Raw genomic sequence first — 14,079 nt, forward strand, 5'->3', positions numbered from 1 at the left:
CTGATGTCATCGTCATACGGATTGCGCGAAGCGTGAAAACAGGCGGCCCTGCCGTGGGGCAAGGTCATGAAAGAGGATAACCGGCATGACTCGGATATCCACTCATATGACCTGCAAACCCACGGCTGGCGCGGATGAGAGCGTTATTTCCGACGCACGGAGTCGGATAAGGCCGCTGCCAGGGGGCTTTCACGGCCTGCATTGCGGCGTTCGCGCCCGGGTCGTTCGACCATCGTCTAAAACTGTCCGGGATGTCTCAGGCTGATACAGCCGTCGCGAATTGCCACTGCGCCGCGCCCCTGTGCGTTGACCAATGGTTTGTTTCCCAAGGGTTTTTGCCGCTGGCACGGAATGTGAGAGGCAAGACTCCGTTCGCCTGTCGCCTCAGGCGCCGTCAAACAGGGAGGCTCGCTTGAAGAGGATGTCGTCATGGATTGCAGGGCTGTGCGCCGCGCTGGCTACGTGCGCGCTGCTCTGGCTGCTGCCGCCGATCGGCAATGGCGTGCTCTGGGGTGTCGCCGCGCTGATCGCCCTGGGGGCGCTGCGTCCGCACCTGCGTCCGCCGACCTGGCCGGTGGCAATGGGCGTGTTGTGCGGTGCCTGTCTGGCGGTGGCGCTGCACCTGCTGGCCGATCACTTCCAGCTGCGTTACGTCTGGCTGTACAGCAGCGCGGCGCTGCCGGCCTACCTGAAGTTCTCCAACCTCTGGGGCGGCGACGAAGGCACGGTACTGCTGCTGGCCACCTTCTGCATGGCCGCCGCCCTGAGCGGTCGCCAACTGGAGGGCTGGGCCGGGCGCGGGATGGCGCTGATCGCCGCCTGGTACACGGCCACCGCCGCCTGGCTCGGGCCGTTCAGCGCGACGCCGGCGGACTGGCTGGCGAGCCTGCCGAGCCAGGGCATGAATGCGCACCTGCAGACCTTCTGGATGTCCTTCCACGCGCCGCTGATTCTCGGTGCCTATGCCTGGGCCCTGGCGCCCGCCGGCGCCGCGCTTGGCGCGCTGGGGCAGGGCGACAGCGCCTACGCCTGGGTGATGCCGCGCTACAGCCGGCGTGCCTGGCTGGTGCTTACCGCCGGCATCGGCGCGGGGATGGCCTGGGCGATGGAGGATTTCACCTTCGGCCAGCTCTGGCACTGGGACCCGGTACAAACCTCGGCCTTCGTCATCTGGGCGCTGCTCGGCGCGGTACTGCACGGCGCCCGCCGCTGGCGTACCAATGGCGCCAATCGCCGCCTGCTGCCGCTGCTCAGCCTGCTGGCGGCGGCAATGGCCTGCGTGGCGATGGCGGTGACCCGCAGCACGGTGCTGGCCAGCTCGCACCGCTACATTGGCACCACCTCCTGGCTCAGCCACCTGGTGCTGGCGCTGATCCTGCTGGTGCTGGCGGCGTTCTACCTGCTCGCCGGGCGTCGCGCCGAGGTTGCGGCGGGGCGTCGGCGCGGGGCGTCGGACTGGACGCTGGACGTGGCCATCTACCTGTTCGCTGGCACCGGGCTGTTGGCCCTTGGCGCGCTGGTCCAGGCGCATCTCTACGAATGGCTGGGCCTGGAGCGGCCGAGCGAGCTGAAACCCTTCTTCGAGACCCTGACCGCCTGGGCCACCACGGCGGAGATGGACAGCCTGCGCCGCGCCTTCGACCAGTGGGACGTCGACGGCTACGGCCTGGCACTCTGGGTGGTGCCTTTGCTGGCGGTGCTCGGCCTGATCGGCGGCTACAGCTTCCTGCGCCGCTGCGGCCGGTCCCGCCTGGCGTTGCTGGCGACCCTGGCGATGGCCGCCGTGATGCTCTGGACCGGCTGGCGCGGTGGCTGGCTGAGCGGCGGCTACAACGGCGACGGGATGCTCTCGCAGAGCATCGTGCGGGTGCTGCCGTGGCTGGACGCGGCGCTGCTCGGTGGCGTCTTCCTGATGGGCTGCTGCCTGTTCTGGGGCGCGCTGAGCCTGTGGCGCAGCCGGCGCCTGGGCAACCTGCGCTACAGCGGCGGGCTGGCGCTGGTGCACGGTGGCGCGGTGATCGCGCTGGTGGGCGGACTGGCGGCCACGGCACTCAACAGCTACCAGCAGATCAGCATCCCGCCGGGCACCTCCTTCGAACAGTGGCACTCGGTAATCGGCGGTATGGAACTGCGCGTGCTGCCTGATTCCAGCCGCCCGGATTTCTCCGGCTACCACGCAGTGGCCAAGGTCGAACTGCGCGACGGCGAGCGGACGCTCGCCGGCCATGCGCTGTTCCAGGACAGCCGTGGCAATCCGCCGGCCTACCAGGGCCCGGTGCGCCAGCTCTGCGAGATTCTCGACTACCACTACGCGCGCTTCGCCTCGGACCGTGGCTACGTGCTGCATCCGTTCATCGTGCGCGGCTGGAGCGGCGACCTGCAGGTCTGGGTGCCGGCCTCGGCACGCCTGCTGAAACAGCCGGGGGACGAGATCGAAAGCGTGGTGGTGGTGCGCCGCTTCCCGTTCCTCTCGCTGGTCTGGGTCGGCCTGTTGACCATGCTGTTCGGCGCCTTGTTGCTGCCGGCGGGCGGTGTTTTGCGCCGGCGCGGCCATACTGCTTCGGACGGCGTCGCACAGGCCGTGTCTCAGAGTTAGACAGCAATCGCGAAATTAGACGCATCGAACCTCGGCGTGACGGCCGAGAGCTCCGGGAAAACCCGCCGCAAGCCTGGTGCGGCGGGCCCTGCAAAGGAGTGGCACACAAACTGCTAAATCGCTACCAAGCGTTCGACGCAATCGCGCTTAGCCCATCGGTGGGCAGGAATAACCAACAAGAATACCGAGGAGGCCTGACCTTGAAGATGACACGACTTCGGCACTGTCTGGGTGCCGGAACCCTGGCCGCTCTGGCCCTAGCGCTGCACCAGCCGGCCAACGCCGCCGATGGCCAGGCGATCATCAACGCCAAGTGCCAGGCGTGCCACACGCCCGAAGGCAACAATTCCCTGAGCCGCATCAGCCACCAGCGCAAGACCCCCGAGGGTTGGCTGATGAGCATTGCGCGCATGCAGGTGATGTACGGCCTGAAGATCACCGACGACGAACGCCGCTCGGTGGTCAAGTTCCTCGCCGACAAGCAGGGCCTGGCGCCCAGCGAAACCGAAGGCGTGCGCTACGCCCTCGAGCGCCGGCTGAACACCGTGGAGAAATTCGATACCAACTTCGAACAGATGTGCGCCCGCTGCCACTCGGGCGCGCGCATCGCCCTGCAGCGTCGCCCGGCGGCGGAGTGGGAGAAGCTGGTGAACTTCCACCTCGGCCGCTGGCCGTCGCTGGAATACCAGGCGCTGTCCCGCGACCGCGACTGGTTCGACCTGGCGAAGAAAGAGATGGTCCCGGAGCTGGCCAAGCGTTACCCATTGGACAGCAAGGCCTGGAGCGACTGGCAGAAGAATCGTCCGCAGGCCGAGTCGCTGGCGGGCGAGTGGAGCTTCGCCGGGCACATGCCGGGCAAGGGCGACCTGGCCGGCACCATGAGCGTGGCCAAGAGCGGCGACGATGCGTTCAAGGTCAGCGTGAAGGGCCAATACGCCGACGGCGAGCCGTTCAACGGCGAGGGCAGCGCGGTGCTGTACAACGGCTACGAGTGGCGCGGCAACGTCACCGTGGGCGACCTGAGCATGCGCCAGGTGTTCGCCGCCCTCGATGGCCAGATGCAGGGCCGCATGTTCGACAAGGCCCACGATGAGCGCGGCCTGGACTTCGTTGCGGCGAAGGACGGCAGCAGCCACGTGCTGGGCGTGCAGCCGGCCTACATCAAGGCGGGTGTGGAGACCGAGGTCAGCGTGGTCGGCACCGGCCTGAAGGGCAAGCCATCGTTCGGCGCCGGCGTGGAGGTGGTGTCGGTGGTGTCCGAGACGCCCGAGCGCGTGACCGTCAAGGTCAAGGCCAGCGATGCGGCCGCCGCCGGCGAGCGCGACGTTACCGTGGGCACCGCCAAGGGCGGCAGCCTCGCGGTGTACAAGGACATTGCCGAAGTGAAGGTGGTGCCGGAGTTCTCCATCGCCCGCATCGGCGGCAATGGCGGCTCCACGCCCAAGGTCCAGGGCAGCTTCGATGCCGAGGCCTGGGGCAAGGGCGCCGATGGCAAGCCGTTCCGTATCGGCGTGTTCCCCGCGCAGTGGTCGGTGGAACCCTTCGACGACCGCGCCAAGGAAGACCAGGACGTGAAGTTCGCCGGAGAGATGGATGCTTCCACCGGTATCTTCACCCCGGGTGACGCCGGCCCCAACCCGGCCCGCAAGATGATGACCAACAACGCCGGCAACCTGAAGGTGATCGCCGCGGTGGACGACGCCGGCCAGTCGCACAAGGGCGAAGGGCACATGATCGTCACCGTGCAGCGTTGGAACAACCCGCCGATCCCGTGATGCGGGAATCGGATGAACTCAGAGCATGAACCCCCGCCTTCGGGCGGGTGTACCAAGCAAGTTCCGGGAGGTCGCCATGGGCGCCATCTTGAATCTGGTCGAACGCAACCTGCATGAAGTGCAGGTCGACGCCGACCGCCTGTTGTTCCACATCCCCAGCTCCTCGCTGTTCGCCAGCGACGAGCTGACCGGCGGGATCATCGACGCGCTGCGCGGGCAGGCCTGCTCGCCGGACGAACTGACCCAGCGCCTGGCCGGGCGCTTCGCCGCCGAGGAGATCGACGAGACCCTGCGCGAGCTGATCGCGCTGGAGCTGGTCAGCGACGGCTCGCCGCTGACCCCTGAAATCGGCATCAAGAAAGTCGATCGCACCGCGCTCAATACCGTGGTGCTGAACGTCAATACCGGCTGCAACCTCAGCTGCACCTACTGCTACAAGGAAGACCTGGACAAGCCCTCCGCCGGCAAGAAGATGGGCGCGGAAACCGCCGAGGCTTCGGTGGAAATGCTGATCCAGGAATCCCCCGACGAGCAGCGCTACACCGTGGTGTTCTTCGGCGGCGAACCGCTGTCCAACCGCCCGCTGATCGAGCACATGGTCGCGTACTGCGAGCGCCGTTTCGGCGAGCTGGGCAAGACCGTGGACTTCGTCATGACCACCAACGCCACGCTGCTCACCGAGGAAATCGTCGACTGGCTCAACGCCCATCGCTTCGGGCTGTCCATCAGCATCGACGGGCCGAAGACGGTGCACGACCGCAACCGCATCACCGTGGGCGGGCAGGGCACCTATGACGTGGTGCGGCGCAAGGCCGACATGCTGCTGTCGCGCTACACCGCGCGGCCGGTCGGCGCGCGGGTGACCCTGACCACCGGCGTCACCGACGTCGAGACCATCTGGAATCACCTGTTCAACGAGATGGGCTTCGCCGAAGTCGGTTTCGCCCCGGTCACCTCGGGCGACATCAGCAGCTACAACCTCACCACCGATGAGCTGAAGGCTGTCTTCGCCGGCATGAAGACCCTCGGTCGCCGTTACCTGGACGAGGCGCTGGAAGGGCGCAACATCGGCTTCTCCAACCTGCACCAGCTGATCACCGACATCCACGAAGGGCAGAAGAAGGCCCTGCCGTGCGGCGCCGGCCTGAAGATGCTAGCGGTGGACCACAAGGGCGAGCTGAACCTGTGCCACCGCTTCACCGGTTCTTCGCTGCCGACCTTCGGCAACGTGCATGAAGGGGTGAAGCAGGCCGAGCTGAACGAGTTCCTCTCGCAGCGCCTGGACCGCACCGACACCGGCTGCGCCAGCTGCCACATCCGCAACCTCTGCTCCGGCGGCTGCTACCACGAGAGCTACGCGCGCTACGGCGACCCGGCGCACCCCACCTACCACTACTGCGAACTGATGAGGGACTGGGTCGACTTCGGCATCGAGGTCTACAGCCGGATCATGGCTTCCAACCCCAGCTTCATCGACCGCCACATCACTCCGCGGAAGGCGCACTGACATGAAACATCTGAAAGCGATCAACACCAAAGCACAGAAGCTCGAACAGGCCGCCGCCGAGGATCGCATCGAGGACGTGGTGGCGATGAACTCCGTGGCCGGCTGCGCGGCGACCACCGACCCGGGCTGGGAAGTCGACGTGTTCGGCGGCGTGTCCTCGCTCTGCCAGCCGATGGAAGCGGACCTCTACGGCTGCTCCGACCCTTGCTGGTGGCCGGCCCAGGTGCCGGACATGATGAGCACCTACCCCGACTGGAACAAGGATGCGCAGGCCTCGGCCGAGAACTGGCGCAACCTCGGCACCGTCTTCCCGGACGACAAATGATCGCCCTGAAACATATGGGACAGAAGAACAAGAGGAAAACCTGCATGTCCAGAAAAGCATTCGCCGCCGCGCTCGGTGGCCTCTCGCTGGCCTGCGCGCTGCAAGCCGTCGCCGCAGACGAGAGCAAGGCGCTGGAAAGTGGCCACGAGTACCTGATCAGCACCAACTACCCGAACAACCTGCACGTCATCGACATGCAGACCGACAAGCTGTTCAAGACCTGCACCATCCCCGGCGCGTACGGCCCGGGCATGACCCAGCTGTCGCCGGACCGCAAGGTCGCCTACATCCTCAGCAACCACTACGCGGACATCTACGGCATCCAGCTCGATGACTGCAAACCGGTGTTCCACGCCACCATCGCGCAGAAGCCGGGCGAGAACGCGCGCTCGATGTTCTCCATGACCGTCAGCCATGACGGCAAGGAGATCTACGCCGTCGCCAACCCGACGCTGATCCTCGCCGAGCACTACGAGGTGCAGCAGCCGCGCCTGCAGGTCTACTCGGTGGCCGACGGCATGAATGCCAAGCCGGTGCGCACCTTCCCGGCGCCGCGCCAGCTGACCATCATGCAGAGCGGCGACGACGGCACCCTCTACGTGGCTGGCCCGGACATCTACAAGGTGGACGTGAAGACCGGCAAGTTCGACGTGGTGATCCCCAGCCGTCACTGGCAGCGCCCCAACTACGCGCCGCCGGACGTGCTCTACGTGTGGAACCAGCAGACCTATCCGCGCGACTTCTCGCTGCTCTACACCACGGCGAAGTTCAAGGATGCCAAGCAGGACCCGGCCACTGCCGACTACCTGTATGGTTTCTTCAACATCGACCTGGCCACCGGCAAGACCGAGACCGTCGACTTCGGCCCGGTCACCGAGGTGTACTTCAGCGGCATCCGCTCGGCCAAGGACCGCAACATCGTCTACGGCGTGCTGAACCGCCTGGCCAAGTACGACATCAAGGAGCAGAAGCTGGTCAAGGCGGCGAACCTGGACCACTCCTACTACTGCCTGTCGACCAACAAGGCCGGCAACAAGCTGTACCTGACCGGCACCCTGAACGACGTGGCGATCTTCGACGCCGACAGCCTCGAGCGCATCGGCGATCTGAAGCTGCCCGGCGGCGACATGGCGATCACCACCAGCCAGGCGTTCGTGGCCAACTGAAAGCTGTTTGATTGACCGGACTGCCCCGGAGCATTGGCGTGCTCCGGGGCAGTTTCGTTTCCGCCTCAGATTTCCGGCTCTGGACTCTCGTTCTTGATTGCCAGGTACCGCTGTGCGCCGCAGCGCGCGCAGCGCTGGCAGAGCATCGGCACGCGGCCGACTTCGGTCAGAATCCCTTCATCCCAAACACATCCCAGGAAAAAGCAGCGCAATCGCATGTGTCCTCCTCCGGATCGCTCCAGGCAGACAGAAAGTGCAGGTGACGCTCCTGGCTTGTTCTTGTGCGGAGACAGGCAGCAGCCTCGCGCCGGTCGTCTAGAATGGACAATCTAAAGTGCTGGATGGCTCCTGTCCGCCACCGTTTGCGGCACATCGCCGGTGCCGGACAGCGCCAGCGTGATGCCTCGAAAGGCCTGCCGTATTGGTCGGCAGCGTGCAGGGAGCGCTGGGTGTAACCGACCAATGGAAGTCAATAAAATGACATAGGTCATCGAAATGCAATTGAGGTGACAAATTAACGACGGGTTTCTGATGCGCTGTTGCTATGATTGACTCTCAGGTTAAGGGCCACTCGCAGAGATCTTTATGAATACCGCGTCACCCCTGGCCGCCGTTGTCGGCACCGCTTCCTCCCGCTACCGCAGCACTGAACTGGAGCATTTCGCTGATCTGGCCGGTCTGCAGTCGGCAGCGACCTACGATGTGCTGCTCCTCGATCTACCCGGCATCCAGGCCGGGCAGATGCTCCGTCACCTGCGCCAGGACCCGCGCTATCGTTTCTCCCTGATCTATTGCTGTCAGGATCTTGACTCCTGGTGCGTGGCGTTGGGCGATGGTCCACCGCCGGCCGATCTGGGCATCATCACGCCGCTCTGGCGCCTGTGGCGTGAACGCTTCAGCCTGTTCAACCAGGGGCAGGCGCCGGCACGCTTCGAAGAGCGCGTGCTGGCTTGGCTCTGGCTGCGCTCGCGCGGCGACGTGCATGCCGTGCGCGATACCGCCGTGCCCCAGCATTACCGCTACCCGATTCTCGAGGCCCTGAGCGACAGCGAGGAGATCAATCCGTTTTCCTGGCTGCAACTGATGGGGCAGCACGGCTGGCTGGAGGAGGGCGAGCTGCTGGATCGCCTGCGCCTGTGTACCGGCTGCGGCTCGGGGCGCCTGAACTACGTGGATGTCTGCCCGGAATGCCAGGCCCTGGACATCGGCCGCCAGCCGTCGTTGCACTGCTTCACCTGCGGCCACGTCGGGCCCCAGGAGCACTTCCTCAAGGACGGCTTGCTGATTTGCCCGAACTGCCTGACCCGACTGCGCCACATCGGCAGCGACTACGACCGTCCGCTGGAGAACTACCGCTGCCGCAGTTGCCAGGCATTCTTCGTCGACGCCGCCGTGCAGGCGCGTTGCCTGGACTGCGGGCAGAACCATGAGCCCGACAAGTTGCGGGTGCGCGAGGTACGCCACTTCCGCATTGCCGAGGCCGGGCGCCTGCGCTGCCGCGAGGGCTTCGCCGCTACCTCGGCGAACATGGAGCGCTTCGGCAGCCTCAGCCTGTTGCCGCGCCAGGCCTTCCTCGACCTGCTCACCTGGCAGTTGCAACTGACCACGCGCCACCGCAATCCGCCGTTCTCCCTGCTCGGGCTGCGCTTCGTCAACCTGCTGGAAACCCTCGCCGAGCTGGGCGAGATGCGTGGCCATGCCCTGGTGGACGGCCTGGTGGAGCGCCTGCAGGAAGCCGTGCGCGAGACGGACCGCTGCTCGCGCATGAGCGAGGAAGTGCTCTGGGTGCTCATGCCTCACACCGATGCCGCCGGCCTGGAAGTGGTACGCCAGCGCCTGGCCACGGGCGCCGAGCACTTGACCCTGGAGAAGGCGACGCGCATCGAGATCCGCCTGGCGGGCTTCACCGCGCCGGACGACCAGTTGGAGCAGGAAGATGCCGCCTTGCTGCTGGCCCGGCTGGGCGGACAACTTGGGTGAAGCATGGAAGGATTCGTCGAACAATGGCTGCTGCTGATCGGAGAGTTTGCCCGGACTGACGGGTTCTTCCGTGCCGTCTTCATGCTGCTGCCGGCCTTCCTGCTGCTGGAAGTGCCGCTCAACCTGATGGTGCTGGTCGGCGTGTTGCGCTGGTTCATGCGCAAGCCGTTTGAGCTGCCCAGGGACAACGGCTACCGCCCGCGGGTGTCGTGCATCATCACCTGCTACAGCGAAGGCCTGGATGTGCAGAAGACCCTGCTGAGCCTGTGCGAGCAGACCTATCCGGGCTACATCGAGATGATCCCGGTGGTCGATGGCGCGGCGGTCAACCAGCCCACCATGCAGGCGGTGCGGGATTTCCGCGTCGACCCGGTGCTGCACCCCCGTCGTCTGCTGCGGCCCATCGCCAAATGGCAGCGCGGCGGCCGGGTGTCGTCGCTCAACGCCGGTCTCGCGCATTGCACCGGCGAGGTGATCATGGCGCTGGACGGCGACACCTCCTTCGACAACGACATGGTCAGCCGCATGGTTCGTCATTTCGCCGACCCGGACGTGCCGGCGGTGGCGGGTAGCCTGCGCGTGCGCAATGTCTGGGCTTCGCTGACCACGGCGATGCAGGCGCTGGAGTACCAGCTGTCGATCCACATGGCCAAGATCGGCCTCAGCGAATGGAACCTGGTGAACAACGTGTCCGGGGCCTTCGGTGCGTTCCGCCGCAGCTTCCTCGACAAGATCGGTGGCTGGGACACCCATACGGCCGAAGATCTGGACATCACCCTGCGGATCAAGAACTACTTCGGCCGCCAGCCCCTGCGCATCCCTTTCGAACCCGGCGCCATCGGCCACACCGATGCGCCGGTGAAGTTCCTGCAGTTCCTCCAGCAGCGGCTGCGCTGGGATGGCGACTTGTACTTCCTGTACATCCGCAAGCATCGCCACAGCTTCAACCCGCGCCTGCTGGGCTGGCCCAATTTCCTGATGACGCTGGTCACCGGCTTCTTCTTCCAACTGGTGCTGCCGTTCATCATCTTCGGCTACTGCGTGATCGGCCCACTGGTCGTGCCGCTGCCGCGCGTCCTCGCCCTGGTGCTGCTCATCTACCTGGTCTACCTGGGCATGACCCTGCTCTTGTACCTGACCATGCTGGTGCTGGTTTCCGAACGTCCACGCCAGGACCTGAAGCTGTTCCCGGTGGTCTTCGTCTTCCCCCTGTTCATGCTGGTCATGCGCCTGTGGAGCGCGGTGGCCATGCTCAACGAGGCCCTGCGCCGCGGCCATGAAGAAACCAGCATGGCGCCCTGGTGGGTGCTGCGTAAGGCAAAGAGGTTCTGATTCGATGATGCGTTCCCTGCTTCTGGGCTCCCTGCTGCTGGCTGCCGGCCTGTCCCAGGCCGATGTGCTGCCATTGTCGCGGGTGCTCGACAGCGCCGACGACAGCGCCGTGCTGCAAGCCAATGCCGCCGACCTGCGGGCCCTGGACGCGCTCAAGGAGCAGCGCGAGGCCGAGGCGGGCTGGCAGTGGTTCGGCTCGGGCAGTGCCGGGCACTACCGCGAGCTGGTGACCGAAGACCTGATCGACACCTACTACGGGCGCAGCCTCGCGCTGGGCTTGCGCCACCCCTTGCTGGGCAGCCTGCGGCGCCAGGTGCAGGCGGTTTCCGCCGTCGAACTGGAGCAGCAGAGGCAGCAGTCCCGCCGCCTGCTGCAGAAGGCCGAGCAGCGACTGGCGCTGCGCAGCGCCTACGCCGACTGGTGGCGTGCGGAAGAGGAAAATCGCTGGTGCCGGACACTGTTGCCCGATGCGGCCAGCGCCCGCGAGCGCCTGGCCCTGCGCGAGCGCCAGGGTTGGCTGCTGCCGTCCCAGGCGCGCTTGCTGGACGGCCGCTGGCAGACCTTGCAGCGGCGTTGTGAGTCGAGTGCGCGGTTGATGGACGACACCCGTGAAAGCCTGGCGTCACTCTCCGGCCTGGAAATCACCCCCGCTCAGCAGGCTCGGGCGGAAGCGCTGGCGGCGCAGGTGCAGCCCCTGGCCCGCTGGCGCCAGGCGCTGGAAGGCCATCCGCGCCTGCAGGAGCGCCGGGATGAACTGCGCCAGGCCGAGCAGAACCGCAAGTCGCCCTGGTACGACAGCATCGATTCCAGCTTCAGCGTTGGACAAAGCTTCGAGGATCGCAGCGGAGCGACCAGTACCGGCAATGGCCTGGTTGCCAGCCTCAACTTCTCCACGCCGTTCGATCTGATGTCCTACGGCCAGGCCCGCGGGCGGGAAGGGGAGGCGCGCCACGAGGCGGCCCTGGCCAGGCTGAATGCCGAGCGCCAGCAGTTGCTGCAGGACCTGGGCAAGACCCTGCAGGGCCAGCGGCAGGCCGTGGAGGACCTGGAGCGCGAGCGCGAGCAACTCGCCGTGTCGTCGGTGGCCCAGCGCGAGCAGCGCCTGCGCTCTGCGCGTTCGGTCGAGGGTTCGCTGGGCGAGGAGCAGGCGGTGGAGCTGGAGCGCTACGACAACGGTATGCGCCTGATCGCCGCGTGGCATGCCGCCTGGTTGCGCGAAGCGTCCTTGCGCATGTTCGTCGACGATGACCAGGCGCTGAGCCCGTTGCTCGGCGTACAGAACCTGAGCTGGCAGTCGCCGGCAGGCGCCCAGGGCAACGCCCCGGCCCGCGAGTCGGCGTGGAACCAGGGCGTCTACCTGTGGAAGAGCCGGGCCCTGTTGCAGCCCGGGACCCGCCGCGCCGAACTGAAGGCCCTGCGCAGCGCCGGCATGCAGCGCCTGTATGTGGGGCTCGATGCCAACCAGGTGGCGGATATCCCGACCCTGCGCAAGCAGCTCCAGGGTACCCTGGCCGATGCCCGCGCCCAGGGCATGCAGGTCGTGCTGCTGCTGGGCGACCCGGCGTGGCTGTCGGCCGATGGGCGCAAGGGCCTGCTGGCGCTGCTCGGTCAGCTTCGCGAGGTGCGCTTCGACGCCGTGCACCTGGACCTTGAGGTCGAGCAGCTCGGCTGGCCGGTGCCCGACAGCCGCCTGCGGGACTGGCTGGATACCCTCGGCGCGGTCGCCCGGCTCGATTACTGGCCGCTGGAGCTGTCCAGCCATCCGCGCTGGTTCGCCGAGCCCGCCAGTGGCACCTGCGTGCCCTGCGCCTTGCCGCAGCGCGGCGTGCGGCAGGTCAGCCTGATGATCTACACCCGCAACCCCGAACGCAGCGCGGAACTTGCGCAATCCATTGCCCGTCGTTGGCCGGCGCTGCGTTTCCGACTGGCGCAGAGCGTCGAGCCGCAATTGCCGGCCGAGGAATCCTGGGCCGGAGCGTCGAGCACCCAGCTGCGGCAGCAGGTGGAGCGCTGGCGTAAGCCTCTGCAGTCGGCCGGCGTGTCCGGCATCGACTGGCAGGACTGGTCCCATTACCCGCATTGAGCATCCCATGAAGATTCGATTTTCCAGCCCCAAGGAACAACAGCCCACCCAGGACCAGGGCCTCAAGGTGCTTTACGCGCCGGGCAAGCGCATGGCGTTCAAGCTGCGCTGGTATCTGATCCTTTTCGTGGTGACCAGCCCGCTGCTGTTCCTGGTGGGGCGCGAAATGCTCGGCCTCTGGCTGATCGAAGCCCCCGCGCAGTTGCATCTGCCGTCCAGCGAGCTGCGCGCACGGGAGGCCGGGCAGGTGGCGAAGATACTGGTTCGACCCGGCGACAAGGTTTCGGCCGGCCAGTTGCTGATGCAGATGGACAACCCCGAATGGCGTGCCCGCCTGGCCCTGCTGGCCGATCCCTCGAAGGCAACGCCAGCGGCGCAGGGTCGGCGGACCCTCAGCGAACGTGAGCGCGAGCCGCTGGTGCGCCTGCTCAACAGTGCGGACAGCCGCCTGCAGCAACTGCGCGGCTTGCTCGCCGCCGGCGCGGCGACCCGCGGCGAAGTGCAACAGGCCCGGGACGAGCGTGACCGTCGCCAGCGCGACCTGGTGGAGTTCGACCGGCGCGAGTCGCAGCCGGGGGACGACACCCTGGACCGCCAGCGCCGGCTGGAAAGCGACTGGCTGCAGTCGCGCCTGCAAGGGCTGGAGCTCAAGGCCAGCGACTCCGGGGTCATCAGCGAAGTGATGGTGGGCGAGGGCGAGAACGTCGGTCCCGGCACCCTGCTGATGCGCCTGCAGCGCCTGGGCGATGCCGAAATCTGGATTTACCTCGATCCGCGCTTTGCCGAATATGCATCGCCCGGCCAGCCATTCCGCGTGCGCCTGCCGGACGGCAAATGGTTGCAGGCGGAGGTGGTGCGCATGGTGGAGGACGCGGCCCCGGTGCCGGTGGAACTGCGCGAGGCCTTCAGCGCGCCGAATCGCAACCTGCGCCTGCTGGCACGGGTCAAGGGCGAGGAGTGGCCGGCGTTCTGGCGCGTCGACCGCCTGGGCCTGAAGGCGCGCTTCCCGCATCGCTGGAGCTGGCTCGACCGCTGGGCCGTTCAGGAGTAATGCCTGCCGGACGCCGCCCGCGCTGCCGGTGGAATAACCGGATGCGTGAGTGGCGAAAAGCTTGCCCTGGCCTTGCGCCGGGGCTTTTTATGCGCGCTGCGTGGCTCTTCGTAAGGCGCGGGCTTGCTCGCGAACCGCTTGACTTCGTGCCTTGCAGGTTCGCGAGCAAGCTCGCTCCTACAGGTCAGGCGGGCGCCGGAATCCCCAGGGGTTTGCTGGTGGTTAGCGAACGGCGGCTGGCGGAGCAGGCTCCGCCAGCCGAAG

General features: G+C 66.6%; 10 protein-coding genes. 9 read left to right on the plus strand and 1 reads right to left on the minus strand.

The window, feature by feature from the left end:
* The first annotated feature begins 421 nt into the window (after nucleotides 1–421).
* The 5 genes from ccsA to peaD all read left to right on the plus strand — a co-directional run bounded on the left by ccsA (nucleotide 422) and on the right by peaD (nucleotide 7,369).
* Entirely contained in the window at nucleotides 422–2,596 is a 2,175-nt protein-coding gene (gene ccsA, locus ACYCAX_RS07325) for a cytochrome c biogenesis protein CcsA (RefSeq protein WP_460247711.1), read from the plus strand.
* Between the two features lie 206 nt (nucleotides 2,597–2,802).
* Nucleotides 2,803–4,371 carry a quinohemoprotein amine dehydrogenase subunit alpha gene (gene peaA / locus ACYCAX_RS07330; protein WP_460247712.1) on the plus strand — a complete coding sequence of 523 codons (1,569 nt, stop codon included), beginning with the start codon at nucleotides 2,803–2,805 and terminating at the stop codon, nucleotides 4,369–4,371.
* A 76-nt stretch (nucleotides 4,372–4,447) separates the two neighbouring features.
* Entirely contained in the window at nucleotides 4,448–5,878 is a 1,431-nt protein-coding gene (gene peaB, locus ACYCAX_RS07335) for a quinohemoprotein amine dehydrogenase maturation protein (protein WP_460247713.1), read from the plus strand.
* A 1-nt stretch (nucleotide 5,879) separates the two neighbouring features.
* Nucleotides 5,880–6,203 (plus strand): quinohemoprotein amine dehydrogenase subunit gamma, encoded by a 324-nt coding sequence (qhpC, locus tag ACYCAX_RS07340; RefSeq protein WP_015477047.1) that lies wholly within the window; start codon nucleotides 5,880–5,882, stop codon nucleotides 6,201–6,203.
* Between the two features lie 44 nt (nucleotides 6,204–6,247).
* Entirely contained in the window at nucleotides 6,248–7,369 is a 1,122-nt protein-coding gene (gene peaD / locus ACYCAX_RS07345) for a quinohemoprotein amine dehydrogenase subunit beta (RefSeq protein ID WP_015477048.1), read from the plus strand.
* Between the two features lie 65 nt (nucleotides 7,370–7,434).
* Here peaD and ACYCAX_RS07350 read toward each other — a convergent pair whose 3' ends face one another.
* Entirely contained in the window at nucleotides 7,435–7,587 is a 153-nt protein-coding gene (locus tag ACYCAX_RS07350; RefSeq protein WP_330217874.1) for a PSPA7_2676 family Cys-rich small protein, read from the minus strand.
* Between the two features lie 367 nt (nucleotides 7,588–7,954).
* Here ACYCAX_RS07350 and ACYCAX_RS07355 point away from each other — a divergent pair, with 367 nt between their 5' ends.
* The 4 genes from ACYCAX_RS07355 to ACYCAX_RS07370 are packed head-to-tail and all read left to right on the plus strand — an operon-like array spanning nucleotide 7,955 to nucleotide 13,815.
* The gene (locus ACYCAX_RS07355) at nucleotides 7,955–9,349 is read left to right on the plus strand and encodes a TackOD1 domain-containing metal-binding protein (RefSeq protein ID WP_460247714.1); all 1,395 of its coding nucleotides are present in this window, start codon (nucleotides 7,955–7,957) and stop codon (nucleotides 9,347–9,349) included.
* A 3-nt stretch (nucleotides 9,350–9,352) separates the two neighbouring features.
* Nucleotides 9,353–10,681, plus strand: coding sequence for a glycosyltransferase family 2 protein (locus ACYCAX_RS07360; protein ID WP_460247715.1), 1,329 nt, complete (start codon nucleotides 9,353–9,355; stop codon nucleotides 10,679–10,681).
* Between the two features lie 4 nt (nucleotides 10,682–10,685).
* Nucleotides 10,686–12,764, plus strand: coding sequence for a TolC family protein (locus tag ACYCAX_RS07365; protein WP_460247716.1), 2,079 nt, complete (start codon nucleotides 10,686–10,688; stop codon nucleotides 12,762–12,764).
* Nucleotides 12,765–12,771: 7 nt separating this feature from the next.
* Nucleotides 12,772–13,815 carry an efflux RND transporter periplasmic adaptor subunit gene (locus tag ACYCAX_RS07370; RefSeq protein ID WP_460247717.1) on the plus strand — a complete coding sequence of 348 codons (1,044 nt, stop codon included), beginning with the start codon at nucleotides 12,772–12,774 and terminating at the stop codon, nucleotides 13,813–13,815.
* Nucleotides 13,816–14,079: the final 264 nt, after the last annotated feature.

The organism is Pseudomonas sp. MT3, from assembly GCF_054720805.1.

Coding starts and splice junctions, on each gene's coding strand:
- ccsA (WP_460247711.1), top strand. CDS start 422: ATGTCGTCATGGATTGCAGGGCTGTGCGCCGCGCTGGCTACGTGCGCG.
- peaA (WP_460247712.1), top strand. CDS start 2,803: ATGACACGACTTCGGCACTGTCTGGGTGCCGGAACCCTGGCCGCTCTG.
- peaB (WP_460247713.1), top strand. CDS start 4,448: ATGGGCGCCATCTTGAATCTGGTCGAACGCAACCTGCATGAAGTGCAG.
- qhpC (WP_015477047.1), top strand. CDS start 5,880: ATGAAACATCTGAAAGCGATCAACACCAAAGCACAGAAGCTCGAACAG.
- peaD (WP_015477048.1), top strand. CDS start 6,248: ATGTCCAGAAAAGCATTCGCCGCCGCGCTCGGTGGCCTCTCGCTGGCC.
- ACYCAX_RS07350 (WP_330217874.1), bottom strand. CDS start 7,587: ATGCGATTGCGCTGCTTTTTCCTGGGATGTGTTTGGGATGAAGGGATT.
- ACYCAX_RS07355 (WP_460247714.1), top strand. CDS start 7,955: ATGAATACCGCGTCACCCCTGGCCGCCGTTGTCGGCACCGCTTCCTCC.
- ACYCAX_RS07360 (WP_460247715.1), top strand. CDS start 9,353: ATGGAAGGATTCGTCGAACAATGGCTGCTGCTGATCGGAGAGTTTGCC.
- ACYCAX_RS07365 (WP_460247716.1), top strand. CDS start 10,686: ATGATGCGTTCCCTGCTTCTGGGCTCCCTGCTGCTGGCTGCCGGCCTG.
- ACYCAX_RS07370 (WP_460247717.1), top strand. CDS start 12,772: ATGAAGATTCGATTTTCCAGCCCCAAGGAACAACAGCCCACCCAGGAC.